Genomic DNA, 20,978 nt, shown 5'->3' on the forward strand with positions numbered 1-20,978 from the left:
CGTGGGAATCGTCACGGCGTGGCGCAGCATAAAGAGCTGGAGGTGCTTGGAGCACTCGGTGTACACTTTCGGCATAGGGTACGACCTGAAAAGGACGCACTCGGTTGAGCTCTTCACCGGTGATCTTGGCGGAACGACGGTGTGGAGCTTGGAAACTTGAATATGAAGAGGCCCGCTTCGGCGGGCCTCTTTTTTATGAAGCCCTGGAGAGAGGCAGTGCCTCCTGGTTTGCTAGCTGGTCGAGGTCGATGGACGCCAGCTTCTCGGACATCACTTCAGCGATGAACGAACTAGCCGACGTGCCCAGTGCTTCGGCGATAGCGAACAGCTTTTCTGCCTCAGCAGTGGGAATCCGTGCGGTAACGACGTGGCGGTCGCCCTTGGACGGGCGGCCAACCGACCTGTTCCTCTGAATAGCCATACGACGAACTCTAGATTTCTGAAATGGATTAAGCCCAGTCCTTCTGGGCGTGTCGCCATATATTTCTTCCTGCATACCGCCTACCTCATGTCCTGGAACTGGTGGCCTACGACGTCCCACTGGCCGTCGTGCTGCTCGAGGTAGAGAGTAATAATCTGCCGTCCGGTGGTGCCTGGCCCTTGGACTCCTCGGTTTTTTGGGTGCCGCGCTTCCTCCAGCCTCGTTGGATGAGGGAGGACGACGAGCAGATGAAGAAGGGTACGGATGCCTACACCCTCGAGTACCGCCGCAGGATCCTGGGCCTAGGACCGAACGGCGAACACCTCGCCGACGACCAAGGGCAATCCCGGGGCCCGACATCCTGATTGCGGGTCCTCCTTGGATGCCTTGTCGCTACTCACCGTCAGGAGGGACTGTCAGGAGGTCGAAGGGGGAGCATAGGCGGGGGAGAGGATGAGTTTCGTTTCGGGGTCTTACAGCGCGGGTTGCGCGTCAAGGGCCATGTGGCGGCTGTCGCATCCCGCTCCGAGCCCCTGGTCGAGTCAGGCATCGGACGGAACGTCTGGGGTAGATCGTAGGGTCGGATCATGTCGGTACCTGGGTTGAGCAGCATGATCGGGAAACGGCTGTGGACTGGTTTCCGGCGGGGTTAGTTGGACGATTTCTTTCCGACGTAGGGAGGAAGGGCTGCAGCCGCGGTGGTTACCGGCGCCGCGTGCCCCTGAACGTTGGAATGGATTCGGCAGAAGTCCTGCGGACGGAGGGCCAGCGTGCACCTCTCTGATGCTGAACGGTTTGATTCCTACATTCTGAAGGGCCCGAATCCTGGGTCGTGCTGGATCTGGTTGGGCGCGGTCAGCGACGACGGGTACGGACGTTTCTCGATTAAAACATTTGAAGGACATAGGACGGTCAGTGCGCACCGCTTCGCCCTGTCCCTGGTCTTCGGCGGCCTCAGTGCGATCGAGGGGAAGACAGCCCTGCATCACTGTGATGTGCCGTTGTGTGTGAAAGCCCTGCCGGGGTCCGGATCCCACCTGACATTGGGTACCCGGTCAGACAATATGGCCGACCGGGCGATGAAGGGCCGCCATCCGACGATCACCACGCTGCGATGGCGGTGGCTCACCCGGGCCCAGAAAGCGGCCCGGTCCAGGACGCTGCGGGATCAACTCAAACACAAAGGGTGGGATCCGGCCGTGATCCGGGAACTCATTCATGGCATCGACCCCACCCACCCCACCCTCTTCTAATCCGACAGGCGAACCACCACCCGGTTTCCTTTTCCGGTCACACCTTCACCGGACATCAACGGTTACGCCGCTGGCTTCACGCTCTTGGGACTGGAGAGGTTCGCGTTATCACCGGGACTCTCTGCCTGCGTCCCCGGACCAGTAAGTACCTCAGTCCCGAGACCACGGTGGCGGCGATGTGCGAGGAAACGTCGAGGCGGCGCCTTAACCCCGCCGTGCTCAGCCCCAGGCGGGCGACGATTGACGCTTCGCTCTCGGGGTGTCGAGCATCTGGTGCACCTTGGCTGCGGCTTCGTTCACGGCGGCTTCACCGTCCTGCTCGGCTCTGAATGCTCCGATCCACTGTCACCAGCCAGTCACTGGCTGGATACTCAGACGCCTAGCATGGGCCTCGCTGACGCTCGGGCTGGATGGAACGGACGTTGACCACACGTGGACAGCTCCGAGATAACCATTGCGTCTCTTACGCTGCCCACCTGGTGGATAACGTCCGTTCGCGGTTCCACCCAATCGAACGACCCGTGGATAACGGTGAAGCGAGTTATCCACCGCTCATTCTCATGTGCACAACCGCATCGAGAATCGATGGACCGAACGCATTGGTTTCCACGGCGCTCACTCCCGGACTCCTCCTCCGTCGTCACCACGCGATTTCGCACCCTTCCAACCACCACGATCTGTCACACCTCATGCATCTTTAATAAGCGAGGTTTGAATAATTCGTCACGACGAATTTAGAGTCGACCCATGAGCACAACAATCTGTCCCTGGTGTGAGGGCTCCTTCGAGCGGAAACCCGGTCGGGGGCGGCCCTCGGTGTACTGCTCGGACCGGTGCCGGCGCTACGCCTACGAGCAGCGACGGGCAGCCAAACGCCACGGAGAGCCAGTGCGTGTAGTGGTGGAAAAGTCAACGCCGCGGACTGTGCAGCGCACTCGGCAGGCGTGGTCGAAGCCTGACCCGAACGCCCTTGCCGAGGCCCTGGAGGAACATCCTAATCTTGCTGCTCCGGTGTTGCGTCGGATGGTTCAGTTGGCGACTAACGAGCGGTTGAGTGAACGGGCACGCGTGAGCCTGGGTACCTACATGGCACGCTTCATTACGGAACTGTTCGCTGCCCGGTTCGCTTTCAACCCGCGCCCTGCCACGGCTACCGCCCGCGCTCTCACTGCCGAACAGTGGGGCCAACTCGCCGCAGCAGGAGACAAGATCACCGCCGCTGAACGCGCCCTCGATCACCGGGAGAGGATGCTCACCAACCGCGAGGAGGCGCTGGAGCGGAAACAGCAGCAGTACCAGACGAAGCTCGATCGGTATGCCGAAGAAGTTGCTCGGATGTACGCCCGTGCCCGTGAGCATGAGACCCACGCCCGCCGGATACGTCACCGACTCGAAGCCGTCGAAGCCCAGTCCCGCCGCCAACAATTCCTGGGTTCCGGGAGCAGCTTCCACCGTCCTGGCTCCTGACAGACAGTTCATGTGACTGCTCCCACCCTCGTGCAGGGGTGTTGCTCGATGACCTAAGGCAACTGCTTGGCTTCACCTCGGGAGGCTTGGACCCTAGGTGCTGACCTGCGTGTGCAAGCTCAAAGCAAACCCCTCAGTGGAGGCCCTGAGTGCTGCTCATTCATCGATCGTGATCCAACGCCGGCCTAGGGCAAGCGCCCCGTGGTTGATGCTCGGGGGGCAGTTTCAGGACAGCCGTGGAGGGAGAGCTTTTTCCTCCTCGTACCGGTACTCGCGGCGGAGATCCCTGACCATCCGCCGGCCTACCCAGAGCGACAAGCCGGCCCCGAGGAAACAGGCCACGGCAGTAAGGATCGGCAGCGCCGTCAGGCCTCGCACAAGGACGACGACACCGAGAACTATCAGAACGACAGCGAGGCCAATCCACTGACCGCGCAGGAAGAGTGTGCCGCGATGCACGGTCGGATGACGCCGAGCGTGATCTGCCGGGCGCATCATCTCCTGAGGAGCTTCAGGTACTGCTTACGGGCGGGCATGGCATGGATGATCAGCTCGTTACCGCTGTCGAAGACCAACACGACGAGCTCTAGCAAAGCTCCTTGGGGGTCGAAGCCGAGGATGAAACGGCGTGCCGGATTACCGTCGTCCAGGTAACTCTCATGCACCTGGTGAGCTGCAGCATGCAACGCGTCGTCAGGAGCGACACCGTGCTTGCGGGCCGACGGGTGAACGTTCCTGGTCACGAAGCTTGCAGGTACTGGCGGACCGCTTCACGTACTACATCGGACTTGCTCACATGCCGCTCCGCCGCGTTCCGGGACACCAGATCCATGAGGTCCTTCTCCAGGCGCACCGAGATCTGCGCTGCAGGAGCAGTCCCCATCAGGGGACGGCCTCGCCGGGGAGCCTGCAACTGATCAGGCGCGTAACCGGCTTCCGCCTCGTCCGCCCACGCCCGGATCATCTCCTCCGTGACAGGCACCCCATCAATGGTCTCCACCTTTTTCGTCATACAAAAAGAATAGCCGCCTCACCCTGCAACATGAAGATCCTGCAGAGACAAGTGAGTTCTCACCGAGCTGCACGCACGACGTCGCGGACTTATCGCCGCGCTCATTGCCATCCTGCGCAAGAAGCCCCTCGATGAGCGTGAGGAGTCGATCCTCGACCGGTGCCTGATGGTCCTCGAAGCCGAACACAACCCCGCCGGCACCGTCCCCCTCATGGAGGACCTGCGGGCCGTTCTCAAGAGCCGTCCGACTCAGGTGCGGGAAGTCGCTTTGGACCGTGGCAGCGACGAGCGGTACGACACCATCACCGAGGGCCTGGAGTCCTCGCTGAACTCGCTCTGCGGTGCCGGCGCGTTCGGGGACATGTTCTCCAAGCAGTCCACCCACAAGATCGACGCGACGACACCAATGGCGTTCGACCTCTCCCGGATCTCCCAAGCCGAGAACGACCTGCGGGCAGCAACCCTCATGGCGTGCTGGTCTGCCGGGTTCGGAACCGTCACCACCTCGAACATGCTCGCCGACGACGGCGTGATCGAGCGCCAACGGTTCCTGGTGATCCTCGATGAGCTGTGGAACACCCTCGCTGCCGGTCCCGGCATCGTGGATCAGGTCAACGCACTCACCCGCCTGAACCGTGAGTGGGGCGTCGGACAGATCATGGCCTCCCACACTCCCTCTGACCTCAAAGCTGTCAAGGACGAAGCGGACCGCCACAAGGCCCAGGGCATCATGGACCGCTGCGGCATCAAGATCCTCGGCGGCCTCGCCCGCTCCGAAATGCCGCTGCTCACCCAGTCCGTGCCGTTGAGCAACCGGGAGCAGGAACAGCTCGCCGCATGGCAGGACCCGCCCGCCTGGAACCGGGCCGGCGACGACGCAATGCGCTACACCAACGACGACGTGTTCCGGCGCACCGATCAGTCCTTCACGGACGACGAGCTGCCTGCGTGGCTCGAGGACGACGACAACGCCGCCTGGTACAACGACGACCGCTCCACCCAGCCCCCACCAGGCCAGGGCAAGTTCTTCATCAAGGTCGGCTCCCGGGCCGGCATCCCGTTCTCGATGGGATTCACCCCCACCGAGCGCCGATCGCGTGTCCACGACACCGAGAAGAAATGGCACACCGCCAAAGCCAAAGCCGCTGCAGAGGAGAGAGGCGAGCTGTGAGCTCACTGGACCGCAAGCACAAAGCCGGCCTGGGAGGCGAGGCCGCCCTGCTGGTTGTGCTCATCATCATTCTCGTGGGCGTCCCGGGAGCCCTATACGGGCTGAACACCCTCGGACACCAGCTCGCGCCCCGGCCCGACGGAATCCCGGCCGGGTTCTGGCCGCGGTCGCTGGGTAACTTCACCGGCATCATGCCGTGGCGTTCAACGGAAATCACGCTGGCAATCATCGCCGGCGTCGTGCTGCTGGCATTGTTCGTGCTGTACATCGTGATGAGCATCCGCAAGGGCAAGAAGATCGTCAAGCACGACCGGGCCGCGATAAAGATGGCGTCCTTGAAAGACGTCGCGCCCTTCACGGAGAAGCAGGTCAAAGCCAAAGCTGCCCGTTTCGGCCTGACCGCGGAGCAGTCACCCGGCGTGATGATCGGGCGCATGGTGCGCGGCGGGAACACCCTGTACGCGTCGTGGGAGGACACTCTCCTGCATATCTGGGGCACCCGCACCGGTAAAACGACGACGCAGGCCGCACCCTCGATCATCGAGGCACCCGGCCCGGTGATCGCCACGTCGAACAAGCGAGACCTGTCCGACCTGACCCGCGACATCCGCGCCGAGAACGGCGACGTGTGGATCTTCGACCCGCAGGGCGTCGCGAACGAAAAACCCACCTGGTGGTGGAACCCGCTCAGCTACGTGATCGACGCCGAAAGAGCCGCAGAGATGGCGAACAACTTCGCCCTGGGCTCCCGGCCCGTCGGGACTAAGGGAGATGCGTACTTCGACAACGCCGGCAAGGACCTACTCGCCGGGTACCTGCTCGCTGCAGCAGTCAGTGGCCGCCCGATCAGTCAGGTCCACAGCTGGCTCTCCCACTCCGAGAACCAGGAAGCCGCCGGTCTTCTGTTCGACGCCGGATGGCGGAAGGAAGCCGATTCGATAGGCAGCACCATGGCCCTGCCCGACAAGCAGCGCGAAGGCGTCTACGGGACCGCACGGCAGATGGCCACCTGCCTAAAGAACGAGAAGATCGCCGCATGGGTGAACCCCAGTGGCCCGAATGATCCGCGGCCGCAGTTCATCCCCGAGGACTTCATCAAGGGCAAGAACACCCTCTACGCGCTCTCCAAGGAAGGCGCCGGCACCGCAGGTCCGCTGGTGACGTCGCTGACCGTGGCCACGGCCACCGCCGCCGAAGAGTACGCAGCTACCCAGTCGGGCGGCCGCCTCGCTGTTCCAATGGTCTGCGTCCTCGATGAGGCCGCGAACGTGTGCCGGTGGGGCAACCTGCCCGACCTCTACAGCCACTACGGTTCCCGAGGAATCGTGGTTTCCGCATTCCTACAATCCTGGTCACAGGGCATTGACGTGTGGGGCGAGTCCGGGATGAGAGAGCTGTTCTCCGGGACCAACGTCTTCACCTACGGCGGCAACGTGAAGGAAGAGGGCTTCCTGAAAATGCTCTCCGAGTTGGTAGGTCAGTACCGGTACACCTCGGTCTCCACCTCGAGGCAGAAGGACAGCCGCTCCACGAGCCGCCAAGACTCCACCGACGACATTCTCTCCGTCGCGGACCTCGCCGCGATGCCCAAAGGCCGGGCCATCATGCTCGGCTCCGGCTCACGCGCCGTCCTGCTGCGCACAGTCCCTGTCAGCGACCGTTCCTACGCCGACAAGGTCGCGGCGTCGGAAGCCGCCCACAGCCGTCCGCAGTCTCTGCCACAGCCCGCGGTAAAGAACGTTTCTGTTGTAGTGGCTCCTGCAGACGGCGGTGACCGGTGGACGACCATGGTGAAGGAGTAGGGGAATGGATTCGCAATCGCACTACGAAGCTGACGATGACACCGACCCCTTTGCCCCGGATGCTCCAGAGGGGTCCGCTGGGCAGGAAACGAAAGCCCAGCCACAGCTGATCTTCCCCACCCTGGACGCTTTCGTCTCGGAGTACCTCGTCCACCACTTCGCGCGTCCTGTGCAGGCCAGCGCGTACGACAAAGAATTCACCTGGTGCAGCACCTGGTGGGCCCACGTAGAAACATCCAGCCGGCTCAACGCTCTCTGGCGAGCATGGGAAGCCTTGCGCTTGGACGAGACACTGGGAATGGCTGATTGGTGGAACAACTACGCGGATCCAACCATGCGCATCCTCCTGGCACCGAAAGGCCCTTTCCAAGGATGCACGGCCGAAGAACACAAGCCAGCCAACTCGTCCCTGCCCGTGGTGCCTGCACCGGGCGGGTTGTATTCCTAGTTCTGCGGACAATCAGCTGACTATGGGACCTTGAGTTATGAGTGCGTTGCACGTCAATCCTGCGCAAAAATGGTTCCAGTGAGGGCCGCTACTAATGGCTCTCCTCAGAACGCTAGTCAGTCGCTCAGGACGCGGTCAGCTGCTGATAGGCGGCGGCATCGCAGCTTTGCTGATATGCCGAAACCCAACCGGGTGATCCCGGTGGGGTTTGTTATTCGCTCGCGCAGGCTGCGTTGTCATCCGTCCTCACACTTTCGGAAGCCCTAAGGCTTGCGGCCTCTCGTTCCACTCCTCAATTCGCGAAGTGAGCATCATGTTGAGTTCGCGCGCCGTCGTCGAGTGGAGGTAATGACACACTCCATGCATCATTACCTCGATGCACTTGTCCTGGTAAAAGACCCTCTAAGAGGCCATGCGCCAGGGGGCTAAAGAACGAGGGTAGTGGGATCGTCGACGCATCCATGCAACCCGTGACCGAGCGCTTTCGCACTTGGGTGCAAACTAATTAACTCACTAGTTGCTTCTCCAATTCGACGAGGAGGTTGGGTCCGTGAACAGGCAGCGCTAACCCGTGCGGGGAGTTCGGAGCCCGATATGTAGGTGGACTGCGCTTCGCACGAGGCTGAAACCGATCAGACCGTGGGCGGGTGGCCCCAACGGCCAAGGGTTCCCCGACCGTGTTAGCGCACGATATCCCGGGAGCTCGTGCCCCTCGTGCGCAAGCCAACGGTTGACAGCATTCACCACGTTGTCGTCCGGACCGATGAGGTCTCTCGCCGGGGCGTAAAGCGTGACCACGCGCTGTGCAGTGCTACGGTGCACGGCGACGCTGACCCCGAAGGTAATGTCTTTGCGCGTGATGAGGCGCTCCCCGCGGACCGAAGCCACCGCCTCATGAAGCTGTCGGCGCTCATCCGGACTCGTGTAGGGCTCAAGCGCTATATCGATGGCGAAGGTCGCGTGGCCGATTCGGCAGTACGCCTCTGTGGCGTTTCCGGGGTGTGGCTGAAAGCCGACAATCCGCAGCGAGGAGGTGAGCGGCTCGTGCAGCACATCGTGGCCGAACAATTGGTCAACGATCGAAGTGCGCTCGTCCGGGTCTCGGTTCGCTATCACTTCGGTATAAATCTTGTAGCTGTCAGCGTGAGCGTCATGCCGCCCGCCGACCCAGGCCCCAAACCGACGAGGAGGTTCGCGCTGTAGCTCACGAAGCGCCAGCTGCTCCGGCTGCAGGATCGGCTGTCCGAGGTCTTCGAGCAGCCGGAGCGCAATAGGTAGCCTGTCGGCGTCGCCCACTTCTGGCCCCGCTATTTCGCTGGTGTAGCGCAAACTGTCAGGCTGGGCGGTGGAGAAGCTCAGCTCGAGAGGGAACCGGTCAGCGGTCAGTCGGCTGAAGCGGCAGGTGATCTCGGGGAATTCGCTGCTCCGTAGTCCGGCAAGGACCCCCGACATGCCGTGCCGAGCCCGGGTGACCGCTGCCGGCATCACCGGGCTCAGCGTTTGCAGCCCATGCTCGAGGCTTCGCTCGAAGTCGTCGGCAGACAGGTCGGTCGCTGTGAGGGTCGTCATGCCGGGGTAAACGTCCAACCTTTGAGGAACTCTTCGTCCATCCTGTTCCGTTGGCCGCGGAGCTGCGGCACTTGGGTGACTCCGGGATGCTTTGGTCGAACCAGTGTGGTGACCTTTTCCTCCACCCGGGGCCGGACTCTGTCCTGGACCTGCCGGTAGCTCGGCTGCGTCGGAGTTGACTGATTGAAGATGTCGAGTAGCGCCTGAGTGAGGAAGGCGTGAGCGGTCGCGGAGCGCGGCTGCCAGGCGAGCTCGTTGAACTGGGCCGCGCTGAGCAGCGTCGACTTCGAGGACGGGACGAGGGTGCGGTCGGGATCCTCGTCGCAGTCGATGAGGCCATTTGGGCCAGGGTGGACGTTGCTGACGTTTCCTGTGAGCTCCCCGTGTGCCGACGGCGGGAGGCAGATGCCGACCGGGATAAGAGTGCGCATGTTTGCACAAATTAGGTCGATCAGCTCCTGGGAGTAGGGGAGCGACCCTGCCTTGGTGAGTTCGTCGGACTCATGCAGGCCGCCGGAGTGGCAGCAGTCGATGACGAGGGTGAAGTTGCAGACCTCTGGCTGTAGTTTCTCGGCGATCTTGGCGAACTCCCAGTCGGTGATGAAGTCACCAACTGCTGGCACGAGTGCCTCGTAGTAGCTGTCGGCGTCGCGGTTTCCGGCGTCGGCGCGGATCCGGGCGCCGTGTCCGGAGAAGTAGAACAGCGCCACATCCCCAGGCTGGGCGATGCTGGTGATATAAGAGACCGCGCTCAAGATGTTGTCCCGGGTGGCGTCGTGGTCCGCGTAGAAGAAAATGTCTGCGGCCTGGAATCCGAAGGAGTCCTGCAGTAGGTGGTAGATGCTGCGGGCGTCGTTCACCGGAGTGAAGAGGTTGCGGTTGTTGGCCGGGAATTGGATGGAGTAGTCGGCGATACCGACTACAACGGCACGTTTGGTCATCATCTACTCCGAGTTCGTCCAGGGCTGCAGGAAAGGTTCGTCAGTTCGTCCCAGTTGGCCGTAGAGCTGGGGGACTTGTACGTGGTTCTGTGCTGTCGCGGCGTTGCGCACGTGGCTACGAACCTGGTTGAGCACCTCGTCGTAGCTGTCGTCGAAATTGCTGCGGTTGACAGTGTCCAAAATGGCATTAGTGAGCAGACCGCGGCCGTTGACCTCCAGCGCCGTCTCCCAGTACTGGCAGGCGGAGAGAAGGGTCGCCTTCGAGCTGGCGACGAGGACCTTGTTAGGGTCTTGGTCCAGGCTGGTGAAGCCGTGGTCAGTGGTGGTGGGATTGCTGACGTTGTTATCCATGTCGGTGGATCCAGGTGGTAGGCAGGCGCCGCAGGGGATCAGAGTCTGGATGTGGGCGATGAGGTTGGCGGTTGCAGGCTCCATCGGCACGGACCGCGGGACGCTTTGGAGGCTGGCGTCGGCGGCGTGCATACCACCGGAGTGGCAGCTGTCCATGATGAGGGTGAAATTCACCTCGCTAGATCGTAGCTGCTCCGCCATCTGGGTAATCCGGACGTCGAAGATCCAGTCGCCTTCGGCGGGGATGATGGCCTCGTAGAAGCGGGTGTTGTCGGGTGCGCGGCTGGCGGGCAGGATCCCGCCGTGGCCTGAGTAGTAGAAGCACACCACGTCACCGGGCCGCGAGGCTACCATCATGGCTCGCAGCGTGCCGAGGATGCGGCTCCTGGTGGCCTGTCGGTTGGTGAGGAGGTTGATCTGGTCGAAGCCGAACCCGCGGCCAAGCAGAGCGAAGATGGCGTTGGCGTCGTTGACGCAGCCTTGGAGGTTCGGCCAGGTCAGCCCGAGCTCCTCGCTTCGTCGGTGCTGTGCACTGTAGTCGTTGATCCCGACAACTAATGCGCGTTTGGTCATGGCTCGCCTCCAGGCTCAGCTGACGAATATTCGGGGGTCGTCGGTTTCGACGGCCGGCCGCTGGGTGACGGTGCTGTCGGTTCCGATAATCGTGATTGCATAGCTGAACGAGCGCTTGGTCGGGTCGGGGATGGCGAGATGGAAGAGCTTTGCCTGGCTCGTGGTGCTGGGGTCCAGGTCGAGGCTGAGCCGGCGTCGGTAGCTACCGTCGACGTAGTCGATGTCCAAGATCGCTGAGCGCACGTTTGGGCTGAGCAGCGACCGCACCTCCAACGCGAGTGTTCCCAGGAAGGGGTTGGCGACGTTGAGGACATCGCTGGAGATCGGTGCCGGGCTGGTGATGGTGCGCGTCTGGCCGTCGGTGAGGCGGTAGAGCAGCTGGTAGGAGTAGCGCTGGCTCACTCGCTCACCAGTGGTGTCGTGTCGTGCTGCGGATCGAACAAGCCAGGTGCGTGGGGTGTCGTGCTCGCGGAATGTGAACGACTTCTTCCGATTAGGATCGTTCTCCAATGTAAGTGTCGCTTCGATGTCTTGGATCACTCCCCAGTCGAGTAGGGGGTCAGGTCGAACCTCGATGTGAAGGAACGAGAGGTGCTCGTACGGGTTGATCTCATAGCGTCGGTCCGCGGTCAGCTCGTCGGGCATGTCGACCTCGAAGCTGGCACCCTCCCAGCTGCTTTGTGGGTCGAAGTTGTACTCGACGTGCCGCTGGTAGCTGTTCGCTTGGATGTTCGCCATCGGCACTACCCATCGCCGGGTGGTTGGGGTGGGGTCGTCGCGGGTGAAGAGGAAGTCTTGATGCTTGTGATGCTCGGGGGTGTCGGTGTCGGTGTCGCCGTAGTCGAGGATGATCTGGGAGGAGTTCAGACCGATCTGGGTGAAGTCGATACGTTTTGCCACTTCGACGTCGAAGTTGCGGAAGAACGCGGAGTCGAGGTCGACGGAAACGATCATTCCGGCCCGGTCGAGGTCGCGGGTGAGCACGCTGAAGAAGCCTTGCGGGTTGTACGGCACTTGGACGGCTTCGGCGCGGTTGTACTCGAAGGTAAGTGTTCGTCGTTCCTCTTGGCGGATGAACTTGAGCTTGAAGCTCACGGGACTGATGTTGACGCCGTCACGGCCGAGGTTGGCGATGGGGGAGGGGTCGAAGCTGAGCGGGGCTTGGTCGGCGGGTGGCACTGTGGGGTTCGCGCCGGCGATGCCGGTCCCCGCCGAGGGGGACTGGTCGGGTGCAAGTGGTGTCGCAGGCTGCGGTTGGAGTCGCTCCTGGGTCTGCGAACCCGTCGCGTGGTCGGGATCGCCTTCCCTGGGGGTAGTTTGCGGCGGCCTGGGGGGTGTTTGTGGCGTGGTGTCGGGTCGGCTGGGCGCGGTGGGTTGCGGTGGGCGTAGTCGCTGGCCGAGGGCGACGACATCGCTGAGAGGGCTGGCGGCCGCGGGTGTCCCGGCGAGCTTTCCGGGCGTCAGGGTGGGCTGGAACCACTGCGCGAGGAGGTTCTCCTTGAAGAAGTCCAACGCCCATTTTTCCTTTTCGGCCCGGTCCTGGGCGGTGGAGAAATTCTTGACATCGATCTTGATTACCTGGTCTTGGACAAGCTTCTCGAAGCCGGCGTCGATGCCGGCTCGGACGTAGTAGATCTGTGCCTCCAGACTGGCGCTGAACTGCTGGTACACCCGGTCCATGTCTGCGGTGATCTTGACCTCGAGGGCCGGGCGGAGGCCGGTGTAGAGGAGGTCGTAGATCACGCCGACCGGCTGTCCCCCCTGTTCGAGGGTCTCGCGCATGATGGTCGCTCCAGCATTGCTGAGCTTGAGGCTAAAGATGGCGTTGTTGTCCCCGGCGAGTGACGGTGTCGTGGCACCGTTGATCTTCTCCACAGCCTTAAATGTGCCGTCGGCGGTTGGCGACACGGTGCCGCCGGAGCCTTCGAGGTCCAAGGCGACACACTTCACGGTTCCTTCGTCGAACTGAACGGGGCTGAGGTTGACGGCTTTATCGGCGATGCTTCGGAGCCGGGAGCGTATCTGCCGTTCAGTGTTGGGGTCGATCCGAAGGTTGACCTCGAAGAGCAGGAAGCCGCCGTCGTCGAGGTCGATGTCGGCCTGTCCGACGTACTGGATGAGGGTGAGGTGGGGTCTCTGCGTTGAGTCACGGGCGAGTTGGACCGGTCCGGGAAGGTACCAGTACTGGTGGGGGTCGGCGTCATCGGGATAGACGGTAATTCCGGCTATCGTCAGCGTGTTCGCGCTTCCGAGAAGCAGCATTGCAGTTCCTCCTTGGTTATGGCGGCGATGCTCTAGGTGGGGATCGGGACGAGGACTGTGTCCTTGTCCTGTTCCGTCGGTCCGAGCCGGCGTGTCATGCCGTTGATCAGCCGGTACTCGACCTTGACCTCGTAGCCAGCGTCGGCGCCGGGGGCTACGTCGTACTCGAAGTACTCCGAGGGTGCGTCGGCCGACGTGAAGATGAACAGTCTGTTGAACGAGCTGCCATCGCCCTGGTAGCTCAGACTGACGCGGATCTCGCGAAGCCGGGCTTGGGTGAAAGAGCCCTCGCCCAGCCCGACCTCGACAACCCGGTGGGCCGCCTGCTGCAGCAGGGCGAAGATGCGGCGCTGACGTGTCATGGACGGGGGCAGCTCGACGAGCTGGCCAGCCGATGTCAGGTAGGTGACACGGTAGGTCAGCAGGAAGGGGCGGCCTGGCGCGACGTCGAATCTGAGGTCGTGGGCGGCGCGGCGGTTTGCGTCGAACTGGGCGCTCTGCGTTGACGTCTCTGCGGTGACGGGGTTGGTGTAGTCGACGTCGACGAACAGGTACTGGATGTCGGCCATATCGCCCGGAGGGATGATGGTTATCGGCACCTGGTTGGGGAAGGGATGTAGGACGACGACTTCCTCCCGGTCGCCGCTCTGCCAGCCAAGCTGTACGTCCGAGAGGTTCGCAGCGTGGTAAGTGATCTTGTACTCGAAGGTCCGGGCCGCTGAGGCCGCGGCAAACAACTTCCAGCTGGCAGTGGGGTGCTCGACGTCGAGCCGGATGACGTCGCTGATGTCTGCCGAGGCTGGGGAGGCTGAGAGCACGACTTCGATATGGGGGAATTCGACGAACAGGTCCGGGGGCAGGACGCGGATAGGGATGGGTGTCACTGTGTACAGCTCGCGCGGCACAATCTCGACGTTATTGGTGTCACGTGACGTGGTCGGCGAGCTCAGCTGCGGGGGCCGGCCGCTGCCGGCCATTGGTTTAAAGCTGACCGTGTAGTCGACGTCGACGTCGCGTTGCACGACGCCAGCCTCGACGATGCTGTTGAACGCCAGCGTCTTCTGCTCGCCGGTGGTCCGGAGTACTTCGTCGGACTGCTCGGAGCCGTACTTGACCCGCACGTGCACCCGTTCGATGTCATCAGCTTCGAAGTCGGCGAGGGTAAGGACGGTCACGTTGCGCTCCGTGGACCAGGGGTCGACCTGGACCTCGGAGATGAAGTCGTCGACGGTGAAGCCCAGTGAGCTGATGACCCGACTAAGGCCGGCTAGGTGGGCTTGCGGGTAGATAGTTCGGCGCACCGTAGAGCTGGAGGTGACCTCGGCGTTCAGGGTCCGCTCATCGATGCGGGTCTGCTGGTCGCGCTTGTAGCTGAACAGGCCGCCAGCGCCGCCTCCGTGCAGCACTCGCCGGATCGAGGACAGTCCTTTGGCTGCGGTCTGCCAGTCGTTGGGCTTCTCTGTGATCGGGTCGAGGGAGGGGGTGAAGAAACTTTCGAGCACCATTGTCTTGACCTCGTCGAACATCTCGTCCATGTCCTCGCGGGTGGCCGAGTTGTCTTCGTCTGGTGGTACGAAGACCGCCTTATCGATCTTGATCACCTGATCATGGATGAGGCTGTCGACGACGTCGCTGATTTCAACCTCGTGGAACAGGGACCCGGAGCCGAACGTCGAGGCTAGGTGATTTTGGACCCGGGACCAGTCCGCATTGATGGTGAACTTGAAAGCCGGGCGGAGGGCGAGGAACTGCAGGCTGTACACCACGCCGACCGGCATTAGGCTGCCCTTCATGCCGGCCTCGACGACGGTGAAACCGGCTGCGGAAAGACGGGCAGAGAAGATGGCTCGGTTCTCACCGAACAGTGACGGTTTGCCAGCGTGCGCTAAGGCGGTGACGAGGCTGGTGGAGTCTGTGCCCGGAGTCACCGGGGTGGTCGAGGGCTTGCCCGTCTGCTCACCGAGCAGCAGGAACTGCACGTCGCCGTCAACCAGCGGAATGGGACTGAGACGTGGTGCCTCGTCGAGACCAGCGAGTGATTGCAATGCGCTGCTGATCTTTTTCTGTTGCGGCTCTGGCAGCCCGAGGTTGACGTCGAGTTGCAGGAACCCTTGGTCGTCCACGTCCGCGTCTATGAACTTGATCAGGCTGATGACCGGCTCGTCCTTGCCGGTCGCCTCGTTCTTGCGGAGGGCCAGGCGGGGCTCGAGCGGGGCAAAGTAGTACTGGAGCACGTCGTGGCTGTCGCGGAAAACGGAAACGCCGTTGATGATGTAGAGCGGCGGGGCGATTGTAAGCATGAGTGCGGCTCCCTAGGCGGTGGGGAGCTCGAGAACGATGACTTCATCGGTGCTGTCTACCGGTGTGGTGGAGCGCCGTGTGCTGTCTGCCATGAAAAACGTGGCTGCCCAGTTGAAGGTGGGTCGGCTGCCGTCCCTGCTCTTGAGCTGGATCGTCTGGCTGCTGGGTGGGGCTCGGAAGACGAGGCTGTTGCTGATCGTCGTGGCGTCCGCTGGATCTTCGTAGCGGATGTCAACCTTCACCAGCTTGATCTGGGTAAAGTCGAGGAGGTCGGCAACGAACTGGACTGGTACCTCCTCGAAGGGCCGTCGACCGATTCGGATCACCCAGTCCTCGGAGACAGTCTCAGGGTGGGTCTTGGGTGGGTCGTTGACGAGCTCCATGTCCCAGGAGTAGCTGAGGACGCCTTTGGACTCGTCGATGACGGGAACGGTCCAGTCGGCAAAGAGATTGTCCTGGTTGATGGCAATCGTTGTGGTCCTCACGTAGTTGTTCGCTGGCTCACGGTAGGTGAGGGCGACCGTGACATTGCGGATGTCGTCAGTGAAGTCGCCGAACGACCGGACGCTGACGATGCGTAGCAGTGTGAACGGGTCGTCTGTGTAGAAGACGTCTGAGCTGGAGGTCCCCTCGCGGGTGAGCACCGACCCGTCCTCCATTGTGAACTTTGTCTTGTAGTGGTAAGGGGCGGCCCGGGGTACGAAAATGACTTCCTGCCAACGGTGCTCGCGATGGTTCGCGTCGATGTCGAAGTGTCGTTCCAGTGGCGTGGTGATGCCATGGCTGGGGTCGGTATAGGTGAGCACGACGTGGGCCGACTTGACCAGGGAGAAGTTCAGGTCGCCGGAAAGCACAGCAATGTCGAGGACTCCGGCGTCGCTGACACCGATGGTCTGGATGGAGTCACTGATGGGGACCGTGAAGGGGCCGGCCTCGAGTTTCTTCGCCTCGTTTCGGTAGTTGACGGAGTAGCTGTAGGTGTAGGTGTTCACGCCAGGGTTTTTGGCGGCGACGAATCGGGCCACGTCGTCGGTGCTGTCGAACGCGAACTCGCCGTCGACGCCAACGGTTTCCTCATTCTCGTCGACTAGCAGCATGGGTTCCCCGTCGTAGTCCATCCGGACCTCCACGGAGTGGATGGGCATTCCCTCGAAGTCAGCGTTGACCTTGGCGTTGACGCGCACCGTCTTGAAGAACGGATGGTCGAGGTCAACCTTTTCAATGAATTTATTGGGGTCCAGCGGGTTCCCATCGATGTCGGTCAAGCTGCCGATGGTTGGCAAGGTTCCTTGGGCGAGATCGAAGTCCTCGACGATCACCTTCTCGGTATGCGTGACGCTGAAAGAGTCAATCTGGTGGTTTCGGAAGCTGATGGTCGAGTCCTCAATACCGTCCGGCGCCTTAAGCTGGTCCTCGGTCGGCGGCTCCATCTTCAGCATCATCCGGCGCTCGATGCTGTCCTCCAGGCTTCGCTGTGCCCACTCGCGAACCTTGTCGACGACCTCCTGATTCGCGGGGTCGGCGGCAAAGCCGCCCGGGTCGACTTCAACCTTGGTTGACTCGGACTGACGGAGGCGCTGTGAGACGCTCCTCCGGTAGCTGTCCTCGCCCCACAGGTCCCAGTCGACGTCAACGGTTTGGGTAAACGAGTAGAACTTCTCCGCGTTGAAGGTCCCCGTGACGGTCATCGGAGGAAGGGCGGCCAGCCAGTGCATCTCATAGGTGATGCTGGCTATCGAGGCGCCTGTCGTCCCCCGGAGAGCGGCGTCGACCAGCGCGGCCCCTTTCTCGCTCATCTCAATGCTCCACGACGCAACACGACGACCGTACTTGGAAGGCCGCCCAGGGTTGGTGATGCGCTCGAAGAAGGAGCTGCTTTCATCGGAAAGGTTTATGGAGCACTTGGCCTCGGTAAACGCCATCTCCTGAATCGAGACAGTAGGTGCCGGGTCGACGCCCCGGCGTTGCGCCTCACTGTTGACTTGAACCTGAAGCGCGGCGGTGATCTCGGCCCTCTTCTCATCAGGGACGACGAATTCGGTATCGAATAACAGCCAACCCCCTTTGGGTCCGTCGGGCCGGTCAACCCGGTCTCTATAGAAGTAGAACTTCACCAGCGGGATCTTGCGTTCGTCGACCCGCCACCTGGGCTCAGTGGGATACAGATAGAACATGTCGAACGCTGTGTCGTCGGCGAACACCGTGATGCCACTCAGGGTCTGAAGATTGAATGAGTCGAGCATGATGACCGGCCTCTCGTGCGCGCGTTCTGCGCCTCTATTGGATGGTGATGATGGCTCCGGTGACGTCCGTGGCGTGGCGGGTGTGCTGTTCGCCGACCGCCGTGGTGACGGCGGCGTCGTAGTCGATGGTCGCAGGCCCGGTGTTGGACAAATAGATCAGCAGGTCGGCCCGCCATATTGCGTCGGCGGGCCGGAAGTACAGCGTCTCGTCGAGAGCGACGGTGCCGTCGGCTCGGCGCTGCACCAGATGGACGCGGAGCCTGCGGGCGCCGGTGAGACGAAGCTGCTCGGCCTCGATGGTGAGTGGCGCCAGCCCCAGCTCATCGAGGCCGAGCAGGAGCGCGTCGTTGACCGGCGCCCGCTCACATGCAAAGGACGGGTGGCTGCCGCGGTAGCTGGTTTCAATGAGGTAGGGGACGTCGGATGCGGGCAGCCGGTCGGCCTCGGACCGGCGAAGCTCGAGCTGTTCTCCTGACGGTGCCGTTACCGTAACCGCGTTCACCAGTGTCGGCACCGGGTCCACGACAATCTGCACCTGCACAAACGGCTGGGAGACGTCCGGGTCGCGCGGGTCCGGGTCGGTGGTTGGCGGCAAATCGTCAACCATCCACGCGCCGATGTCGGCTGTGAGCTCGCTGTGCAGGGTGGTGAGGACTTCCTCGACCATGGAGACGTGAATCGTGGTTGCCGAGCTGGGCACGCTGTGGTGCAGCAGGAACGCGTCTAATGAGCGAGCAGCAGCCTCGACCGTCTGAGACCTCAGCCGCTGTAGCTCCTCGGGGGGCGTGGACGCGACGGCGTCGATCGCCAAGACGAGGACCCCTTCATCGAGAAGAAACTTCACGGCCGCAAAGCCGGACAAGCCGAGGTCCCGCAGCTCGACGAGTCGGCTTCCCACATCTCCCGAGCACGTGACGCGGACCGGGATTGAGTGCGTGGACGCGAGCGAGTATTGCAGGATGAGGTGGCCGGGATCGCCGGCGGCGGCCGCCTTGACATGATTGGCCGCCTCGCCGTCGATCATCACTTGGACAACCACGGTGAACGGGAAGATCCCGGAGGGTCGTGTGGCTGCCACAGGCACTGGGCTGGATGTGCTGTCGCCTCCCGGCGTGGACAGCACGACCGTTCCCAAACTGGCGGGCACCGGTGCGACCTGAAGCAATCGGTGGTCGGCCAGGCCCAGGATGACCGCGACCAGGGGCCTCAACTCCTCGATTCGGTCCGCGGTCGGTGCGAGCTGGGCGGACAGCTGTAGGGAGAACCGGTCACCGATTGCGATGAGGCGAAGCGGTGGGGTTCCCTTCGGCTTGGCCGCTGCGATGACGGGACCGAGGTCGAAGTACACGCGGGTCTCGATCTCGGAGTCGCGGTAGAACGTCTGTTCTTCGACAGTGAAGGCGGTGTCGTGGGCCAGCATCGTCATATGTCCGTCGGTTCGATGACCAAGTCGCGGTCGGGCGGCTGGATCGCAGACCAGTCCTCAGCGGCGCCGGCCCGGTTGATTCGGCGGAACCGGTAGCCGGTCGCAAAGACCGAGGTGCTGAACCAGATGTAGCGCTGGCTTGGGGTTCTCGGCCCGAAGGTGAGCAGGGTTCGGTGTTCGGGCAGGTCAATGGACTCTTCGGGAATGAACTCGGTTTTCTGGGTGCCGGCCTTTGCTGGTCCGAAGTTGCAGGTGACGTCGACGGCGTTGTGTCCGTAGAGCGGGAAGTCGCTGAGCGTGACCGGCCCTTCGGGCGGTGCCACCAGGCCGCGGAGGACGGCCTGCTGTCCGTGCGGTCCGGCGGCGACGAGCTGGGTCGCGCCGGCCGTGGTGTTCAGCGGAAGCGGCAGTGAACGGCTGGGGTGGGCTAAGTCGAGGTGGAACGTGAGTGTGCCAGAGTCTGCCGTGTCGACCCAGGTCGTCGTGCCGTGAAGGGTGGCCTGTTCCAGGACTGCTGTGGAGGCGGCGACGGTGACGAAGTGGACGGGGAAAGAGTCGGGGCCGAGGAGCACGGTCGTGGCGCGCGAGATGACGGTGGGGCCTTCAAAGGTTGTGCTGGACCGTGGGAATCCGTGGGCGAGCCGGACCACTGCGTTGGCTTCGACGTCAGGCGACTCGCGGGGGGAGAGCTGGAGGACGACGGTGTCGCGGTCCTCGGGTGCGGTGAGGACGACGAAGTCGTCGATCGGTGTCGGGCGCCACGGGTTAGCCGGCTTGCGGAGCCGGACCGCGGTGAGGAGGCCCGAGCGGTCGAGCGGAAGGTTGGCGCTGACGGTCACTCGGCGGAAGCCCGTGGTCAGTGGTGCGACGTCGACAAAGCGGATGTAGTCTTCGGTGTCCCCGTTGAGGATCTCGGCCAGCACCTCCTCCGGCTGCGGGAGGGCCAGAGCCACCGGGTAGAGACCCGCCTCGTGTTGGGCTAGATCCCAACTCTGGACGTCGCCGCTGAGGTCGGCGGCGATGGAGATGTGCGGTTCGCCTGCGGCGGCTGGGTCCGCGGCGAAGCTGCCGAACCGCTGGCGGACTCGTAGCGCCATCGCGAGTGCGAACTGTTCCGGCAGGACTGCTGAGGGGTCGCCGCCCACGATGTCGAACCCGAGTGCGGCCGGTTCGCCGGCGGCCCGGTGTATCAGCTCGGTGGCGAACAAGTCGTTCAGCATCGCCCAGCTGATGACCGTGCCAGTCAGGCCCGACAGGAGGGTGGCTGGGTCGAGTTTAACGACCAGGTTGACGGAGGGCGGAACGGCCAGCAGCTGGGTGTCTACCACAACGCGGGCCGGCATCTGCCCTTTTCTGAGCAGCTGCTCCGTCGCTACGGCTAGGGCCCGGTCAAGGTGTCGGGTCAGGCGGAGCAGGCCGAGGCTGGTTGTCTGCATCGTGCCGGCCGGTTGGAGCCCTTCGGGGTCCGGAAGTGCGTCCAGTATAATCCGGGCCACTCCGCCTTCGAATAGCGCCTGCCTTACCGGGGCGTTGACGCCGCGCAGTTCGAGGGCTTCGGTGGCCTGTTCGGTGCTGCTCGCCATGGTGACTCTGAGGTCCAGAGTGCCGTATTGCAGTATCCGGACCGCTGCGCTGCGAACTAGCTCGAGACGAAAGTCTGGCCGGCCTTGCGGTGTGTTGGTGAGGGACAGTGCTGTCGGGAGGAGGGTGTAGGCCCCGACGCCGTCGGCTGGCGGCC

17 protein-coding genes are annotated in these 20,978 nt (G+C 62.8%); 6 read left to right on the top strand and 11 right to left on the bottom strand.

Translation table 11 applies throughout. The features are described from left to right. Positions 1-193: 193 nt before the first annotated feature. A complete protein-coding gene (locus tag ACX80N_RS16920) occupies positions 194-421 on the bottom strand; it encodes a hypothetical protein (RefSeq protein WP_459340316.1) in 228 nt (75 codons plus the stop codon). Between the two features lie 101 nt (positions 422-522). On the opposite strand from ACX80N_RS16920, the gene ACX80N_RS16925 reads away from it, so the two are divergent. The 3 genes from ACX80N_RS16925 (at position 523) to ACX80N_RS16935 (ending at position 3,141) form a co-directional block, all read left to right on the top strand. Beyond that, on the top strand, positions 523-786 hold the full coding sequence (locus ACX80N_RS16925; RefSeq protein ID WP_459340317.1) for a hypothetical protein: 264 nt from the start codon (positions 523-525) through the stop codon (positions 784-786). Positions 787-1,191: 405 nt separating this feature from the next. Beyond that, positions 1,192-1,674: a hypothetical protein gene (locus tag ACX80N_RS16930; RefSeq protein WP_459340318.1), complete on the top strand. Its 483-nt coding sequence runs from the start codon at positions 1,192-1,194 to the stop codon at positions 1,672-1,674. A gap of 747 nt (positions 1,675-2,421) precedes the next feature. Continuing rightward, positions 2,422-3,141 carry a hypothetical protein gene (locus ACX80N_RS16935; protein WP_459340319.1) on the top strand — a complete coding sequence of 240 codons (720 nt, stop codon included), beginning with the start codon at positions 2,422-2,424 and terminating at the stop codon, positions 3,139-3,141. Positions 3,142-3,635: 494 nt separating this feature from the next. Here the strand turns inward: ACX80N_RS16935 and ACX80N_RS16940 are convergent, their stop codons facing one another. Together ACX80N_RS16940 and ACX80N_RS16945 are read right to left on the bottom strand one after the other, a co-directional pair. Further along, on the bottom strand, positions 3,636-3,884 hold the full coding sequence (locus ACX80N_RS16940) for a toxin (RefSeq protein ID WP_459340320.1): 249 nt from the start codon (positions 3,882-3,884) through the stop codon (positions 3,636-3,638). Beyond that, positions 3,881-4,153 carry a ribbon-helix-helix domain-containing protein gene (locus ACX80N_RS16945; RefSeq protein WP_459340321.1) on the bottom strand — a complete coding sequence of 91 codons (273 nt, stop codon included), beginning with the start codon at positions 4,151-4,153 and terminating at the stop codon, positions 3,881-3,883. The genes ACX80N_RS16940 and ACX80N_RS16945 overlap by 4 nt, the downstream gene beginning before the upstream one ends. 166 nt (positions 4,154-4,319) lie before the next feature. Here ACX80N_RS16945 and ACX80N_RS16950 point away from each other — a divergent pair, with 166 nt between their 5' ends. Genes ACX80N_RS16950 through ACX80N_RS16960 form a run of 3 tightly spaced genes read left to right on the top strand, consistent with a single transcriptional unit; the run spans position 4,320 to position 7,574 of the window. Continuing rightward, positions 4,320-5,324, top strand: a complete 1,005-nt coding sequence (locus tag ACX80N_RS16950) for a hypothetical protein (RefSeq protein WP_459340322.1) — start codon at positions 4,320-4,322, stop codon at positions 5,322-5,324. Beyond that, a complete protein-coding gene (locus ACX80N_RS16955) occupies positions 5,321-7,126 on the top strand; it encodes a type IV secretory system conjugative DNA transfer family protein (RefSeq protein WP_459340323.1) in 1,806 nt (601 codons plus the stop codon). Before ACX80N_RS16950 ends, ACX80N_RS16955 begins: the two co-directional genes overlap by 4 nt. 4 nt (positions 7,127-7,130) lie before the next feature. Next, complete coding sequence (locus ACX80N_RS16960; RefSeq protein ID WP_459340324.1) at positions 7,131-7,574, top strand: DUF4913 domain-containing protein; 444 nt, start codon at positions 7,131-7,133, stop codon at positions 7,572-7,574. A gap of 564 nt (positions 7,575-8,138) precedes the next feature. Here the strand turns inward: ACX80N_RS16960 and ACX80N_RS16965 are convergent. The 8 genes from ACX80N_RS16965 to ACX80N_RS17000 are packed head-to-tail and all read right to left on the bottom strand — an operon-like array spanning position 8,139 to position 20,823. Further along, on the bottom strand, positions 8,139-9,143 hold the full coding sequence (locus ACX80N_RS16965) for a hypothetical protein (RefSeq protein ID WP_459340325.1): 1,005 nt from the start codon (positions 9,141-9,143) through the stop codon (positions 8,139-8,141). After that, the gene (locus tag ACX80N_RS16970; protein WP_459340326.1) at positions 9,140-10,084 is read right to left on the bottom strand and encodes a caspase family protein; all 945 of its coding nucleotides are present in this window, start codon (positions 10,082-10,084) and stop codon (positions 9,140-9,142) included. The genes ACX80N_RS16965 and ACX80N_RS16970 overlap by 4 nt, the downstream gene beginning before the upstream one ends. 3 nt (positions 10,085-10,087) lie before the next feature. Further along, positions 10,088-11,008, bottom strand: coding sequence for a caspase family protein (locus ACX80N_RS16975; protein ID WP_459340327.1), 921 nt, complete (start codon positions 11,006-11,008; stop codon positions 10,088-10,090). Positions 11,009-11,023: 15 nt separating this feature from the next. Next, positions 11,024-13,270 (bottom strand): hypothetical protein, encoded by a 2,247-nt coding sequence (locus tag ACX80N_RS16980; RefSeq protein WP_459340328.1) that lies wholly within the window; start codon positions 13,268-13,270, stop codon positions 11,024-11,026. A gap of 32 nt (positions 13,271-13,302) precedes the next feature. Next, positions 13,303-15,570, bottom strand: a complete 2,268-nt coding sequence (locus ACX80N_RS16985; protein WP_459340329.1) for a hypothetical protein — start codon at positions 15,568-15,570, stop codon at positions 13,303-13,305. A gap of 12 nt (positions 15,571-15,582) precedes the next feature. Next, positions 15,583-17,814, bottom strand: coding sequence for a hypothetical protein (locus ACX80N_RS16990; protein WP_459340330.1), 2,232 nt, complete (start codon positions 17,812-17,814; stop codon positions 15,583-15,585). Between the two features lie 34 nt (positions 17,815-17,848). Further along, positions 17,849-19,240 carry a hypothetical protein gene (locus ACX80N_RS16995; protein WP_459340331.1) on the bottom strand — a complete coding sequence of 464 codons (1,392 nt, stop codon included), beginning with the start codon at positions 19,238-19,240 and terminating at the stop codon, positions 17,849-17,851. Further along, positions 19,237-20,823, bottom strand: coding sequence for a hypothetical protein (locus tag ACX80N_RS17000; RefSeq protein WP_459340332.1), 1,587 nt, complete (start codon positions 20,821-20,823; stop codon positions 19,237-19,239). The genes ACX80N_RS16995 and ACX80N_RS17000 overlap by 4 nt, the downstream gene beginning before the upstream one ends. Between the last annotated feature and the right edge of the window lie 155 nt (positions 20,824-20,978).

The sequence above is a fragment of the Arthrobacter sp. MDT2-16 genome (assembly GCF_054510925.1).